The following is a 14430-nucleotide window of genomic DNA, read 5'->3' as shown; positions in this document are numbered from 1 at the left end:
GCTACGTTCACACAGACAGGAGGCCTGTTCATATGAGCAATTTCAAAAAGCATCACAAGCTACACAGCAAATTGCTGGTCAGCATTACGTTATGTATAACACTAACGTTGCTGGTATCCACCACTGTATATTATTTCTACTATATTCGCGTGGAAAAGGAGCAGGCGTTCGAAGCCAATCACAATAGCTTAACGTTGAGAAGCAAAGAGGTCATCAACATGACATCTATTGCTCAATCGTTGGCATTTCAAATGTATCGCAGCAGTACCCTATCCAAGCTGTTGTATTATCCCAAGCCCAATGTATATGATGTAACCGCTGCCATGACCGAATTAAATAATTATCTTAACTCCATGCCTTATATTGAATCCATCTACGTGTATAACCCTAAAAGTGACACCTTCTACATTGCGTCCTCACAAGGCCAAAACGGGTTATTCAGCAAGCATGAACTGGCTGATACAGACATCATTCGCGTGCTGGATCATTATCAGGACTACAAACCCTTTACGCCTATTCCACGCACGTATCCGTTGCTGTCTGCCTCAGACCCCGAAGCTGGCGTAGAGCAAGCAAGCCCAGACATCGCAGCCTATACGTATTTATGTTATGACGCAATCAACTCGAACGAAGCGATAAATTCGGCTGTGATTGTGAACGTGTCAGCGGCCTGGATGAACAAGGAAATGGCGTCGACCCCCATCTCAGGTGGGACTGCTTATATTTTAGACGATCAAGGCAGATTGTTATCTGGTACAACGTTGACAGACGAAGCTTTGAACGAAAAAGAACAGCTATGGCTGCACACTAGAGTCAAAAAACAGGAAACAGGCTATTTTGTAGAAGACTTTCATGGTAAAAGATCACTGATTTCCTATACTTCCCCGGATGGACTAGGTTGGCAGTATATTAGTGTCACACCTTATGAAAGCGTTATCAAAATGGCGAGTGTTATTCGTAATGCCATGGTACTGATCGCGGCCATCATCGGAATGGCAGGATTTGTAGCTTCCTGGCTGCTGTCCAAAATGCTGTATACGCCTATTGGTCAAATTGTTGTGCATATGAATTCACTGGAATCGGAGAAACGCAACAGTATGTACACAATCCGGCAAAACATTTTACGGAATGTGATTCGCGGCATCCGAAATCTTCCTGCCGGTGAAGAACCGGAAAGACTGCGTGAGCTTGGGATTACATTCCAGTTCGATAAAGATTATCGGCTTGTACTCCTGCGCATAGATGAATATGCCCGCTGGCAAAGCGAGCGCGGACCTGATCTGCTACCCTACAAGTTTGCCATCATGAATATCGCTTCCGAAATATGCGGGCAGACATACCGGGTGGAAACCGTTGATATGGATGAGGATAGCGTCCTGTTGATGCTCAACATTTTAGACCCTGCAGAACATACAGACACGGTACTACTGGAAACCCTATTACGCCAAATACGCGAAGCTTGTTTCGAATATTTGAAGCTAAGTGTATCACTAACCTACAGCGTAATTACAAGTCAACCAGAACGGCTGCATTTGCTGTACCGCCAGGTAGACAACGCATCTATGCACCGTTTTTTTCAGGGACATGGCTGTATTATTAATGCGCGAAGCACTACAGATGAAGATGTCCAAAATACTTATATATTTCCATCGGATAAAGAAAAAAAATTGCTGGATACGCTGCTATCTGGTCATACGGAGGATGCACACCGGATGTTCCAAGATCTGTTGATGGATATGGAGAAATATCCGTTTTCCTCTGTCCGGGTGGCAATATCCCGGCTCATTATGAGTGTGAATAATGCCGTTCGGCATATAAGTGAGCTCAATGGATTTGCTATCGAATCTAAACCTGAATTACCATCCGCAGATCGATTAGAGACCGCCGAGGATCTTATTGCTCATTACCAATTGGTCTTTGAACAGGTTCGCTCCAATCTGGCGGAAAAACGAAATACAAAGCAAGAACGATTGGTACAACAAATCAACGAACGAATGGAGCAAGCTTATACGGACCCTAATTTCTGTCTCAATCAGATTGCGGAAGAGCTGGATATGTCGCCAATCTATGTCAGCAGGCTTTATAAGCAACAAACCATGTCCACCATCGTAGACGTCATCCAGCAGCTTCGTATTCGCAAGGCCTGTGATCTGCTGGAACAGACCGACTGGTCGGTGGCTGACGTGGCAGAACAAACCGGGTTTGCGAGTAGCTCTTATTTCCACCGTATGTTTAAACGCAGTTTGGGCGTGACACCCACAGATTTTCGCCGTTCTAAAGCGAATGCGCAATAGGCGATATCAAAAAAGCAAGCCTCCAACTTTCTGGAGACTTGCTTTTACTTTAGATCACAGCTCTTAACGTTTTACTTGATCCCCTTCTCCTTCACATAGGCTTCCCATTGTTTTGTATATTCGGTTTGAATCTTCTCCAAACCAGCTTGGTTCGCCTTTTGCATGAAAGTCTCAAGACCTTGATCAACATTGTCGATCAGTCCAGCTTGAAGTGGGTACAGGTATTGCTTCTCGACCTGTTCCAATGCCGCTTTTTCTGCTTGGTAGGTCGTATAGTCCTCTGCAAAGCCAGTAAACAGGTCAGGCTTCTGGATTTTATCCAGCTCCGCAAAAATCTTCTTCACACGGTCAAAGCCTGAATCAAACAGCATGTATTCCGGGTTACGCCAAGCCCAGCTGTTCATTCCTTCCCGTGAAAATCCATTCGTACTGCCGCTACCTATCATATGATAGTAACCATCTTTGACTTCGTAGTTTTTGCCTTCGATACCATATTGCGTAAGCAGGTTATAGCGTTTGTCCGTTACAAGCTTTTCATAAAAGGCCAGCGCGCGGGCTGGGTTCGGGCTGCTTTTTGGAATTGCAAAGCCATTATGAATCGGATGCACCGGAGTTGCATAGCCCGTTGTCAGCGGGAATGGATAGTACTCAAGCTTCCAGTCCGGGTGGGATGCTTTGAGCTTAATGACCATATCATTAAACCGGGTTGGGTTGTCGCCAAAAATACTCGCTGCTTTACCAGAAGTGACTTGATCCTGAAGCGTATCTTTTACGTTTAATACGTTTTTGGGAATAAACCCTTTATCAGCCCAGCGTTTGTAAGTATTCAGCTCTTCTTTTTGTTCATCTGAGCCCCAATACTTATATACCTCTGTTGGTTTTTCATATTTGATACCAATGCCATAAGGCAAAGCACCTACACTCTTCGTTACTAATTCGGTATAACGATCATGCAGATTTCCCTTGATATCACTGTTCAAAGATACCGTTTTCATACTAGGCTCATGCTGACGTATCCCGTCCATGTAAGCCTCGTAACTTTTGATGTCTGTTGGTTTAGGCAAATTGTACTTTTCGCGTAAATCCTCACGCCATACAAAACCGTTTGTGACATATTCTTTATACGTGCCAGGCACGGTATAAATTTTGCCTCCGATTTTAACCCCATCCCACATGTCCTGAGGCACGAATTTTTGCAAGGCAGGTGCGGCCTTAGGCAGCAGATCGTCTAGCGGCAGGAATGCCCCCTTCTTGGCATAGGCCTGATACTGCGTCCAATCTGCAGTGAAGATCAGGTCGATAGGCTGACCCGAAGACAATAACAGCTTATATTTTTGATCCCAGTCTGTCCACGTCGTATAGTTAAATTTGACGGTGGCATTCAGATCTTTTTCTGCCAACTTATTAATCTCTGCCTCAATGGTAGACAGATCCTTAGGAGCATCACCCAGCATATAAAATTGCAGCTGTACTTTCTGGGCTTTATCATCCTCTCCATTTGCTTTTTGTGCGCTGTTTCCGCTACCGCCCCCACATCCGGCTAAGAGCGCCATGATAACCATTACTGCAATCAGGATGGACATGCGTTGTTTTCTTTTCTTTGTGAATGTCATGTGAATCCTCCCTTTGAAATGGTAGTCCGTTTAAATAAAACGCTTACAAAAAGTGCTGCTTGGATGGCACAATGTCAGCACATTATGCCATCTCAGCCTTTAGTGCCGCTTATCCTTTTACCGCACCAATCGTCAGCCCCTTGACAAAGTAACGCTGAATGAACGGGTACAGGAGTAAAATGGGACCCGTAACCACGATCGCCATTGCCATTTTGGTCGACTCTGTCGGCATATCGTTGGACAGGGACACGCCGGTACCTGCACCCATTTGAGCAATAAATTGCATGGAGTTAATGACATTATACAGATAGTATTGCAACTGGTATTTATGCGGGTCATTAATAAAGAGTGAGGATGAAAACCAGTCATTCCAGTAAGCCAAAGCCAGAAACAGCCCCACAGTGGCAATACCCGGTGTAGATAAAGGCAGTACAATTCGGTAGTAAATTTTAAAATCACCCGCACCGTCTATTTTAGCGGACTCGAACAGTTCTTCCGGCATGGAGGAACGAATGAAGTTTTTCATCAAAATGATTAGAAATGGAGTCATTAATCCCGGGAAAATAAGCACTGTATACGTATCTAGCAGCCCCAAATACTTCGTGAGCATAATGTACCAAGGTACTAATCCGCCTCCAAACAACGTCGTAAAGTAAATATAGAATGAAAACGCGTTGCGGTATTTAAAATCTTTGCGTGCCAGCACATATCCGGCCATCGTCATCAGGAACAGGCCCAGCGTCGTACCTACAACCGTGGTAAAAATCGTCACCCCATATGCCCGCAACACCTCTTCAGGAAAGGTGAACACCGTCCGGTATCCTTCCAGCGAGAATTGCTGTGGAATGAAGTGATAGCCATCCCTGATAATCGATTCATTACTGGTTAGTGAAGCCGAAATAATAAGTAGGAACGGGAGTAAACAAGCAATGGATGCCACAATGATAATCACATAAGAGATAATTTTAAAAAGTCGAGTGTATACATCCTCTTTGATCGCCATCCGTTTCGGTCCTCCTTTCTAGAATAAGGCATATTCGTCGTTCAGCTTGCGAATGATATAGTTCACGGTCATGATCAGTACAAATCCGAACAGGGATTGATACACGCCTGCGGCCGAAGCCATACCCACATCAAAAGTTACTTTCAAGGAACGATATACATAAGTGTCCAAAATATCCGTCGTATTGTACAGCACACCGTTGTTACCGATTAACTGATAGAACAGATCAAATTGTCCTTTCATAATACTACCCAGTGCAAATAACAGCAGCACAACGAATGTTGACTTGAGCATAGGAACGGTAATGTACCAAATTCGTTGAAAAATGTTGGCTCCGTCTATTTTAGCTGCCTCATAATACTCGTCACTGATCCCTGTGATCGCTGCCAGGTAGATCACCATACTGTAGCCGAGATTTTTCCACAAATAGAACAGGATAATCAGGAAAATCCACACCCATGGTTTGTTATACACATCCACGCGTTCACCACCGAATTGCACAAGCAACGTGTTCAGAAAACCATTATCATAATTAAATATGTTATACACGATGACACTTAGAATGACGAAGGAAACAAAATATGGAAGAAACATCACAGATTGAGTGATCTTTTTAAAGTAGCGGCCTCGCAACTCATTCAGTAAAATAGCGAGGACAATCGCTAACACGTTGCCGAGTAAAATAAACGCCGCGTTATATCCAACCGTGTTCAATGTCAATTTGGTCAGCGTACCAGATTGCCATAGAAAGCGAAAATTCTGGAGTCCGACGAACTGGGCCTCAAAAAGGCTGGTATTAAAGTCAAACTGGGTAAATGCATAATAAATGCCGACCATAGGAATGTACGAATTTATGAAGAAAAAGATTAAAGTGGGCAACAACATCAGAAATAATACTCGATTGCGGATCAGTTCATAGAAAAAACCGTGTTTCTTGCCTGTTCCCAGCCTACCGTTCAAGCGGGAATCCGTCGTAAGCATTGCAGAATTTTTGGGCATAGGCTGATTCAATGTGAGTCACTCCCCCTCTATATACATACCGACTGCAAGGTTTGTAGCATCGCCGCCGTATAACTATATATTATGTAAGCGCATTCAAAATGAAAAGTGAAGCCTCTCATGCTTCATGAACAAAGGAGTGTCCAGAGGAGTGAACAATTCGGATATTTGTGAAGTTTTATGTGATATGAGGCGCCTGATCGACGCCTTCAGCCCATTCGCAAGCATATTTGGACGATCTGCTCTATTCCTTTTGCCCACCCTGAAAAATGGTTTCATCCTGTTTTACTCGAAATCCGTTTTTCTTGGCCTGCTCCAGCAGCTCAGCGGCATTATCCTGCGGCTTATATCCGATTAGTTCTTCCAAGTAACCAATGTCATAATAATTATCCGTATTGGCTGACGTACCGTACAAATTAAGATAACTCATCTCCGAAGGGGCCTCGATACAGCAGACGGTCAGATGGATCATATCGCGCTCGGAGATCCATATATGAGCAGCACGCTCCGAATGCGGCCGATCATCCCCAGGAAAATTACCGATGCGGATATTCATTGAAGATATTTTGCCCTGATCGGCATACAGCCGTCCCAACAGTTCAATATAGCACTTACTCAATCCATAAAAGCTATCCGGTCGGTAGGGATCTTCTACATCTATGGCTTCGCCTACTTTATAAAACCCTGTGGCATGATTGGAACTGGCGAAAATAATGCGCTTCACCCCATTTTTGACCGCAGCTTCATATAGCTTATAGGCTCCGCTTACATTGCCAGACAGCACTTTGCCGAGGAAATCCCCTTCATCCTTAATCCATGCAAAATGCAGTACCGTATCCACTCGATGTGTAAGCTCAGCCAATCTTGCAGCATCATGTATATCCAGTTCGACAATCCCTGCTTCTTCATCCCTCATTACATCGGCGGCGGTTATTTCATATTTCCCTTCCGCTTTTAGCCCTTCGTAGAGTACTTTTCCAATTGTGCCCGCCGCCCCTGTTATCAATAATTTCCGTGCCATCGTCCGCATCTCCCTTCTTTATGTGACAGTGTGCTGTCATCCATAGCTTAACCAACTCCCTAAAGAGGGAACCTTGATACCATCATTCGCTGCATTCTGTCAGCTATAAAAAAGGACTCTGCTACCTGAGCAGAGTCCTTACTTGTTGCTATTATTAAGTTATTAATTTCAAGCTTGCCGTACTACCCTCACTCTGCGATTAACCAGATAAATGCTAAAGCCGATTAATACCAGACCGATCAGCAGAAAAGCCGTAATCGATTCGTGAAGCAGCATAGAACTGACAAATACCGAAATCACCGGCACCAAAAACGTATAGGAAGCGACCTTACTAGCATCTCCCGAATTGACCAGCGTGAAATACAGCAGCCAGGATAGTGAAATTCCCAGCACAGTCCCGAACACCAGTCCTGACACATATGGAACATTCCATACGATGTCTGACCAGCTTTCCGTTACCGATCCAGCCCCTGTCAACACGATGCCTCCAAGTGTACATTGAAATGCGACCAGCCACAACGAATCCACACGCTTGTTAACCTTTTTCACATACACGGTTCCTAACGCCCAGCTCACCGCTGTAATAATGGCAATAATTACACCTGCAACAGCCACATGTCCTGAAAAGCCTCCGACACTGACAGCTGCCACGCCAAGAAATCCAATGACCAATCCAATCACTTTGAGCTTGGACATTGCTTCTCCCAGCCACATCCATGCAAAAATGCCAACCAACACAGGCTGAAGATATACCAGCACAGAGAACAGACCTGATGGAACGTACATGAGCCCCACGGTTTGCAAGCCATAAAACAGAACTACGTTAAAAATACCTGAAATAGCATACACCCGCCAATTTTCTTTCCAGCAAATGCGATTCCATCTCGGTGCTAAAATCGCTCCCAATAGCAGGCCACCCAACAGTGTGCGTAGTCCTGCAAACAAAAGGGGAGGTGTGAATTCCAGTGCAACTTTATAGATGGGCCAAGAAATGCCCCACAATACGACCAGTAGCGCGATCATCATTATCCGTTTGGCTGTCGTTAACTCTCCCATGATGCACTCGCTCCTCTATGAAAAAAATCACTAGACTTTATATATTACGCCTATGGGACAACTTTATCAAACAAAAATATATAGGGAAAAGCTCCGCTTCTCCAGTGCGTTTGTTCATAGGATAGGTTTTCGAACAGAGGAATCCAGTCTTTGGCCTATGTTACAATGTACCCAATAGATAAAGCTTATTAGGATAGGAGGTTGTCTGCACTTGATTTATTTCATCAAATTTCTATACAGCTTTGTGCTTCCTCCCGGTTTGTTCATCCTCGTGATGGCAGGGCTTGTAATCTGGCTATGGAAACGGGCGCGTAAACCTGCTGTCGTACTGCTCCTTGTTACATTGCTGCTGTATGTTTCATCGACCAATTTGGCTGGAGATTTGTTAATCCGTAGTCTGGAAAAGCAGTATCCACAGCCCCGTACCGTTCAAGGTGATGTTATTATCGTACTTGGGGGCGGAGCTACAGAGGGAACTCCCGACATCAACGGGCAAGGTAATATGCTAGGGTCTGCAGCCAACCGACTGCTCACTGCGGCCAGACTGCATGAAGCAACAGGTCTACCTATCCTTTTTTCCGGTGGACAAGTGTTTGGAGACAGTGGTAATGAAGCGAATATTGCGCAGAGGCAGCTAATAGGACTCGGTATTCCGGCAAAGGACATCTTCATCGAAAACCGTTCCTTAAATACACAGCAAAATGCCGTATATACCTCCCAAATTTTAAAACAGCACCAGCTCACAAAACCTATTCTGGTGACCTCAGCATTCCATATGCCCCGTGCTGCACTGGAATTTCAGCGTGCAGGTATGCAAGCCACAGCTTATCCAACCGACTATCTGGCAAGTGAAAAGCTGTCACTATATGCTGCCAAGCTCTCACCGTCTGCTGGAGCCATATCTACAATCGGGACAGCCCTCAAGGAGTATTTGGGGATTTTGGCATTAAAGCTCAAATAATGTGATACACAGGTGTAAAAGGAACACAGCACAAACAAGCGTCTTGCGCTTACCGCTATAAGCCAGTAAGCGATTAAGACGCTTGTTTTATCATTACATATTCTCATGCAAGAAAATTTCCGATATTTGTTCTTCTGATATGACCTTAAAGCCCTCCCTTTTTAACAAGGCGGAGGTTACCCCATTGCCTGCAATTTTACGGTTTTCGAATGCCCCACTATAGATCGCTGCCGATCCGCAGGACGGACTGTTTTCTTTTAAAACAATAAGTGACGCGTTAACCTCTCTGGCTATATGTAAAGCTTCGTGCGCACCTCTAATGTACATATCACTGACATCATTGCCTGAATACTCGATCACCTTGGCGGTGCCAGTCAGCACATCCTCCCCTGTCCCTCCAACAATCTCAGCAGGGTCTCTCGGCGTCGTAAAGCCCCCAAGTAGCTCAGGGCAGATCGTCATTGCCTTTTTTTCCTCTACCAACTTCTGAATATGTACATCCAGGCTATCCGTCCCGTTATATCGCACCTTCATGCCTGCCAAACATGAACTTACCAGAATCATTAGTTCACCTCATATCCATTGCTTTCATATTAAGTAATTAAAGTATAAACAAATTTTCTCAAAGAGTCATCGTGCGAAAATTTAGACTCGCCACTACGTCCGCGCTCCGTCAGGATATTCGTCCAGCTGATGACATAATCATAATCCTGTATTCAAATCTCGTTGCCTTCCTTTCAGTCCCTATAGGATCATGGAGTGATACGTATTTGCGTGTTTTTTTCAGAGATTGCAAATGCATCAGGATCTCATTTTCTATACAACGAGCTGCAAATATTGCTAACTTGGTGCCTTTCCCATTCTGAAAGCTTTTAATGACCTTGATCAGTCCGATGGTACCGATGGATATAAGATCCTTCAAATCTTCGCCGGTGTTATCGAATTTAAGGAAGGCGGAACGTTTAACTCATCCAAAATAATCTGATAAAAACAAGCCTGAGGCGCATATTGGGCAGCACTCCGGCTTATTTTTATATGTTGAGGTTCATCCTGCTCGTAAATAAAATAAATTCACTCTTGCTATAAGTCGTAATTTTAGATATATTATTAATTAAATAATTAATCATTTAATTAATGAAAGTTTAGTTTAAAGAAAGGGGAATACATTTGGCAAGACCCATCAATGAAGAAAAAAGACTGGAGCGGCGTAAACGTATCCTAGAAGAAGCTGTTGTCCTGTTCGCAGAAAGTGGATATTCTAATACCACAATGGCTATCATTGCTCAGAGTGTGGGAGTGACTCCTGGAACCATTTTTCAATATTTTCCTAGCAAAGAAGCTTTATTCTACGCCGCAGTCCTTGAGCCGCTTGCTGATATTCAGGTGAAATCGCTTGCTTGTCTAAAAAAAGGAGGGACACCAGGCGTATTGATTAAGAGCATGGTGGCAGAACAATTCAACCATATCTACTCCTATATAAATGAATTGCGGCTTGTTCAATCTGTCTTAGGACAACGAATAAGATTCCCTGAACTTACACAGAAGGTCCTTGAAAGTGTAAAGGTAATGACAGATGCGATCGAATGCATCTATGCCAAGGGACAGTTAATGGGAGAATTCAACAAATGCTTTTCTCCAGCAATGATCTCTCGTGCCTATATCTCTTTCTTAAATGGAGTGGGCTTAACTCTTGGAGAAAGTATTATTCAGCATCCGGAGTGGGAAAATCTGAAGGAGCATGCCTTTTATTTGTTCGCACCCATACAACCTAAAGAAAAACCGGAGGAGTCTGAATGAGTCAAACATCATTACAACCCGATCTGACATTTAACGTTCGTGTGAAAAAACGGAAGAAAATTTTATGGAGCCTAGGAATCGTGCTTCTGCTTGTAATGGCTCTTGTATTTTTTATATCTTATAAAGTAGTAGACACCCTGTTGCACCATCCTAGAGACACTAATGTCAGCTACGAATTGAATATCGATAAAACACCCTACGAAGAGATCGAGTTCAAGAGTTTGAAAAATGATAATACGATTAGAGGTACTTTCTTTCCTGCAAATGGTCTTTCTGGTAAACCAAGTGATAAGACGATTGTTGTCGTCCATGGATATACGAGCAATCGTTTAGTCAAAGGGCGGACCCAAAAGTTAGTAGAGCATTTCGTTCCGAAAGGCTACAATGTATTGGCATTTGACCTCAGCTCGCAAGGTAAATCCGATGGTGACTTGATTACACTGGGCCTCAATGAAAAATACGATTTGCTAGGAGCTGTAAGCTACTTAAAATCCAGAGACCATACGGGTGATAACATTGGAGTTATCGGCTTTTCAATGGGTGCTGCTACTTCTCTGCTAGCCGCAAGTGAAAGTGATGACATCAAAGCCGTAATTGCGGATAGTCCTTTTCGTAATGCTGGTCTATTTCTGAGAGAGGGTTTGCCCTACTTTTCAGGTCTACCTGCATTTCCATTCAGTTATACATCGACATGGATGGCAAATTGGGTCTTTAAGGTTGATCTTGATTCCATATCTCCTATGAATGCGGTAAAAAAGATGCAAGACAAGCCAGTTATGCTCATTCATGGTACTGGAGATCAGCAAATCAGTTATAAAAATACAGAAATTATTTACGAGTCCTTAAAAGATAACCCAAAAGCAGAAGTATGGTACCCGCAAAATACGGAGCACATCGATGCCATCAACCATTACCCCACTGAATATTTCAAAACAGTAGATCGCTTTTTGGATGAGTATGTAGGAAAATAAATTCACTCCAAGAGAGCCGACTAGCGAAAAAGCTTGTCCTGACGAAGTAAAAATACCCAATAATATCAAGCATTTTTAGCCTGTAGTGCAGAAAACCACTACAGGCTTTTATTTGCGTTTTAAATGAAAATACATAGCAAAATAGCTATTATTTAAGCGAAAAAAACGGTAGTACGAGTACAGAGCATGTTGATAAAGACAAAAGACAAGTGTATGCTGTTTGCTGGTCAGGAGAAGATCCTTTTTGGAGATCATTTGAATAAAGACTCGGAATTGAATAAATGAACTAGAAAACAACGCGTTCTCTACAAGAGCAACGCGGCTTCAAATATCTCCTTATCCATTATCCCTTCTGCTTGTAAAATTCATGGTACAACTTCATCAGCGCGCGCTTTTCAATTCGTGACACATACGAGCGTGAAATTCCCAGTTCTCGTGCAATTTCCCTCTGTGTTCGTTCTTCTCCTCCAGCTTCCAGACCAAATCGGCCAATCACCACTTCTTTTTCACGGTCATCTAAAATATCCAGATTGCGATAGATTTTGCTCTTCTCGATTTTGAGCTGTACCTTATCTACAATATCGTCCGCCTCGGAACCAAGGATATCAATTAAAGTAATCTCGTTTCCTTCCTTGTCAGTCCCTATAGGATCGTGGAGAGATACGTCTTTGCGTGTCTTTTTCAGGGACCTTAAATGCATCAGAATCTCATTTTCTATACAACGGGCTGCAAATGTTGCCAGTTTTGTTCCTTTTCCGGTCTGAAAGCTTTCAATAGCTTTGATCAGTCCAATGGTGCCGATGGATATAAGATCCTCCAAATCTTCGCCGGTGTTATCGAATTTTTTTACAATATGGGCCACCAGCCTTAGGTTATGTTCAATAAGTGTGTTACGGGAATGTGCGTTGCCTTCGGCAAACAGCTTTAGGTGTCGAGCTTCCTCTTTTTCAGTCAATGGCTGCGGAAAGGCGTTGTTTTTCACATAGGAAACGAGTAGCGTCAATTCCTTGATGAACAGAGCGATAGCACTAAATAGTCCGGGCACGGATGACACCTCCTGAGGTAGTTGCGAACTTACCGGCCTTTGTTACTTACCGGGCTTGCGGTCTGTTTATTGTATGTAGGCAGGTGCCCATCCGTGCCTGTACTCCGAAAACTGCTCCGTAACAATTTGCCGGATATCTTTCTGGAGCAATCTCCAATACTTAATTTGAAACTTAGAGATCTCTTCGACAAATCAACGCACTCCTATAGCCAGAGGGAAACACGGGATAGCTTTACATTATTCATCACTTGATTTCCCCATTTTCTTTCAGTAGAGTATTAACTTTTTTCTAAATATGACATCGGAAGTGGGGAATAGACTATCGTATCTCCATCTTCATCTCGTTTTAAAATAATAGCGAACTCAGCACCATTACTCTCATCGCCTCTTGGCAACGGGAAGATCATTGCGGGACAACGCAACTCATAATTATGAGGAAATTCTTTTTGAAAATCCTCTAAAGCATAATTCAGAATTGCATCTATTTTATCGGTAAGCACATGAAATCCACCTATTACAAAATCATTGGACTCTTGGGAAGCGGTATACTTCTCAAATAACTGGGTCTTGTATTCCTCAACAGTGCTAAAACAAACTTCCCAATCCAAAGGGAATACGCCATTTGCCAAATAATAAGTGTATATTTTCATATTCTATACATCTCCTTCTCGCAGCTAAAATAGTTATTTATATTGTTTCTCTCAATCTTTTTCGATATAAATTAGCCTAGCCTTTAGAATGAGCTTGTTAAAGACCCGAAAATAGCACCCTTTTCTTATTTCCTCCTATATCGTTTGAATTTTTTAATTACGTAGGTTCTTATCCCGTCCATTGCTAGTATAGTCATGAAATAACTGGTTGCTATTATAATGCTTGGCCACTCATTTATGATTATGCCTTTTTTAATTAAGGAATACATTCATTGAGAGTTTCATACAAAATCCAGATAGTTATTCGTTTTCCATGGAACCTGTCGTTATAGCTGAAGATAACGTTTCAACGAATGGAGATACCAAAAATACTTTTCCGAAAAATGTTTTGATCGATAATAATCTTTATTGGGAGAGCAGCTTAAGTGGTAAAGGTGGGGAAATCATCTTCAAATTAGATACGGGAAAAACGATCAATGATATCCTCTTAGCCCAGCCACCTTCTCGCGCTTTTATACTTTCGTTTTCGTTTCATGGCTCGAGTGACGGAGAAAACTGGTATAGGTTAGGACAAGTCGAGGCTGTACCAAGCACTGCAAAAATAACCTATCAGTTTAGTAATGAAATTCCTTTTTCATATTATAAAATAGCTGTACTTTCCTCTGGATTGAATAATACAACCACCTATTATGGTATCCGATACATTCAACTAAGAACCGCGCTAATCAATGGCGTTCCTGCCTACAGAGCGTCCAATATAAATCCCGCTATTGCGGAATAAGCCAGTACAAAATACAAAAAAGGGGGCTGGACAACGCCCCTATGAGTAAAGGCTATACTTGAGACAAAAGTTATTCTTACATTCCTAAAATTTCTAGTTATAAGTGATACTTTCTTGCTTTATAACTGAGACTTATCCTCCAACAATAACATAATCACACCCTAATATGATCACTCGTCATTCTATAACTGTGAAGAGAAATGAGAACCAGTAGATTCCTTTTAGCTACTGGTTCTACC

General features: G+C 42.8%; 13 protein-coding genes and 1 pseudogene. 5 read left to right on the top strand and 9 right to left on the bottom strand.

The genetic code is table 11. The features are described 5' to 3' along the window. Positions 1-32 precede the first annotated feature (32 nt). Positions 33-2294, top strand: coding sequence for an AraC family transcriptional regulator (locus MMB75_RS01960; protein ID WP_045244365.1), 2262 nt, complete (start codon positions 33-35; stop codon positions 2292-2294). A 71-nt stretch (positions 2295-2365) separates the two neighbouring features. Here the strand turns inward: MMB75_RS01960 and MMB75_RS01955 are convergent, their stop codons facing one another. From MMB75_RS01955 to MMB75_RS01935, 5 genes are all read right to left on the bottom strand, one after another. Next, positions 2366-3907, bottom strand: a complete 1542-nt coding sequence (locus MMB75_RS01955; RefSeq protein ID WP_123797417.1) for an extracellular solute-binding protein — start codon at positions 3905-3907, stop codon at positions 2366-2368. Positions 3908-4016: 109 nt separating this feature from the next. Further along, the gene (locus MMB75_RS01950; protein WP_016821652.1) at positions 4017-4910 is read right to left on the bottom strand and encodes a carbohydrate ABC transporter permease; all 894 of its coding nucleotides are present in this window, start codon (positions 4908-4910) and stop codon (positions 4017-4019) included. Positions 4911-4928: 18 nt separating this feature from the next. Further along, positions 4929-5921, bottom strand: a complete 993-nt coding sequence (locus MMB75_RS01945) for an ABC transporter permease (protein WP_016821653.1) — start codon at positions 5919-5921, stop codon at positions 4929-4931. A gap of 232 nt (positions 5922-6153) precedes the next feature. Further along, on the bottom strand, positions 6154-6930 hold the full coding sequence (locus tag MMB75_RS01940; RefSeq protein WP_031461828.1) for an NAD-dependent epimerase/dehydratase family protein: 777 nt from the start codon (positions 6928-6930) through the stop codon (positions 6154-6156). Positions 6931-7098: 168 nt separating this feature from the next. Next, entirely contained in the window at positions 7099-7986 is an 888-nt protein-coding gene (locus tag MMB75_RS01935) for a DMT family transporter (protein ID WP_277506856.1), read from the bottom strand. Between the two features lie 211 nt (positions 7987-8197). Between MMB75_RS01935 and MMB75_RS01930 the strand changes: the two genes are divergently transcribed. Beyond that, entirely contained in the window at positions 8198-8947 is a 750-nt protein-coding gene (locus MMB75_RS01930) for a YdcF family protein (RefSeq protein WP_277506855.1), read from the top strand. A 93-nt stretch (positions 8948-9040) separates the two neighbouring features. Here MMB75_RS01930 and MMB75_RS01925 read toward each other — a convergent pair whose 3' ends face one another. Further along, entirely contained in the window at positions 9041-9511 is a 471-nt protein-coding gene (locus MMB75_RS01925) for a 2-thiouracil desulfurase family protein (RefSeq protein WP_123797421.1), read from the bottom strand. A 155-nt stretch (positions 9512-9666) separates the two neighbouring features. Further along, a pseudogene (locus MMB75_RS01920) lies at positions 9667-9893 on the bottom strand (sigma factor); the annotation flags it as partial. Between the two features lie 221 nt (positions 9894-10114). On the opposite strand from MMB75_RS01920, the gene MMB75_RS01915 reads away from it, so the two are divergent. Then, positions 10115-10744, top strand: coding sequence for a TetR/AcrR family transcriptional regulator (locus MMB75_RS01915; RefSeq protein WP_025365392.1), 630 nt, complete (start codon positions 10115-10117; stop codon positions 10742-10744). Further along, on the top strand, positions 10741-11715 hold the full coding sequence (locus MMB75_RS01910; protein ID WP_025365393.1) for an alpha/beta hydrolase: 975 nt from the start codon (positions 10741-10743) through the stop codon (positions 11713-11715). The genes MMB75_RS01915 and MMB75_RS01910 overlap by 4 nt, the downstream gene beginning before the upstream one ends. 343 nt (positions 11716-12058) lie before the next feature. Here MMB75_RS01910 and sigK read toward each other — a convergent pair whose 3' ends face one another. Together sigK and MMB75_RS01900 are read right to left on the bottom strand one after the other, a co-directional pair. Further along, complete coding sequence (gene sigK / locus MMB75_RS01905; protein WP_025365394.1) at positions 12059-12760, bottom strand: RNA polymerase sporulation sigma factor SigK; 702 nt, start codon at positions 12758-12760, stop codon at positions 12059-12061. Positions 12761-13038: 278 nt separating this feature from the next. Continuing rightward, entirely contained in the window at positions 13039-13410 is a 372-nt protein-coding gene (locus MMB75_RS01900) for a hypothetical protein (RefSeq protein WP_123797422.1), read from the bottom strand. A 313-nt stretch (positions 13411-13723) separates the two neighbouring features. Here MMB75_RS01900 and MMB75_RS01895 point away from each other — a divergent pair, with 313 nt between their 5' ends. Beyond that, positions 13724-14191 carry a discoidin domain-containing protein gene (locus MMB75_RS01895; RefSeq protein ID WP_225164785.1) on the top strand — a complete coding sequence of 156 codons (468 nt, stop codon included), beginning with the start codon at positions 13724-13726 and terminating at the stop codon, positions 14189-14191. Positions 14192-14430 lie beyond the last annotated feature (239 nt).

This window comes from Paenibacillus sp. P2(2022) (assembly GCF_029522175.1).
Lineage (GTDB): Bacteria > Bacillota > Bacilli > Paenibacillales > Paenibacillaceae > Paenibacillus > Paenibacillus polymyxa.
Note: the sequence above shows the minus strand (reverse complement) of the source record. Positions and strands in the feature narration are given on the sequence as shown.

What these genes read in the sequence shown, in the direction of transcription:
- MMB75_RS01960 (WP_045244365.1), top strand. Translation starts at nt 33, where the DNA reads ATGAGCAATTTCAAAAAGCATCACAAGCTACACAGCAAATTGCTGGTC.
- MMB75_RS01955 (WP_123797417.1), bottom strand. Translation starts at nt 3,907, where the DNA reads ATGACATTCACAAAGAAAAGAAAACAACGCATGTCCATCCTGATTGCA.
- MMB75_RS01950 (WP_016821652.1), bottom strand. Translation starts at nt 4,910, where the DNA reads ATGGCGATCAAAGAGGATGTATACACTCGACTTTTTAAAATTATCTCT.
- MMB75_RS01940 (WP_031461828.1), bottom strand. Translation starts at nt 6,930, where the DNA reads ATGGCACGGAAATTATTGATAACAGGGGCGGCGGGCACAATTGGAAAA.
- MMB75_RS01935 (WP_277506856.1), bottom strand. Translation starts at nt 7,986, where the DNA reads ATGGGAGAGTTAACGACAGCCAAACGGATAATGATGATCGCGCTACTG.
- MMB75_RS01925 (WP_123797421.1), bottom strand. Translation starts at nt 9,511, where the DNA reads ATGATTCTGGTAAGTTCATGTTTGGCAGGCATGAAGGTGCGATATAAC.
- MMB75_RS01910 (WP_025365393.1), top strand. Translation starts at nt 10,741, where the DNA reads ATGAGTCAAACATCATTACAACCCGATCTGACATTTAACGTTCGTGTG.
- MMB75_RS01900 (WP_123797422.1), bottom strand. Translation starts at nt 13,410, where the DNA reads ATGAAAATATACACTTATTATTTGGCAAATGGCGTATTCCCTTTGGAT.
- MMB75_RS01895 (WP_225164785.1), top strand. Translation starts at nt 13,724, where the DNA reads ATGGAACCTGTCGTTATAGCTGAAGATAACGTTTCAACGAATGGAGAT.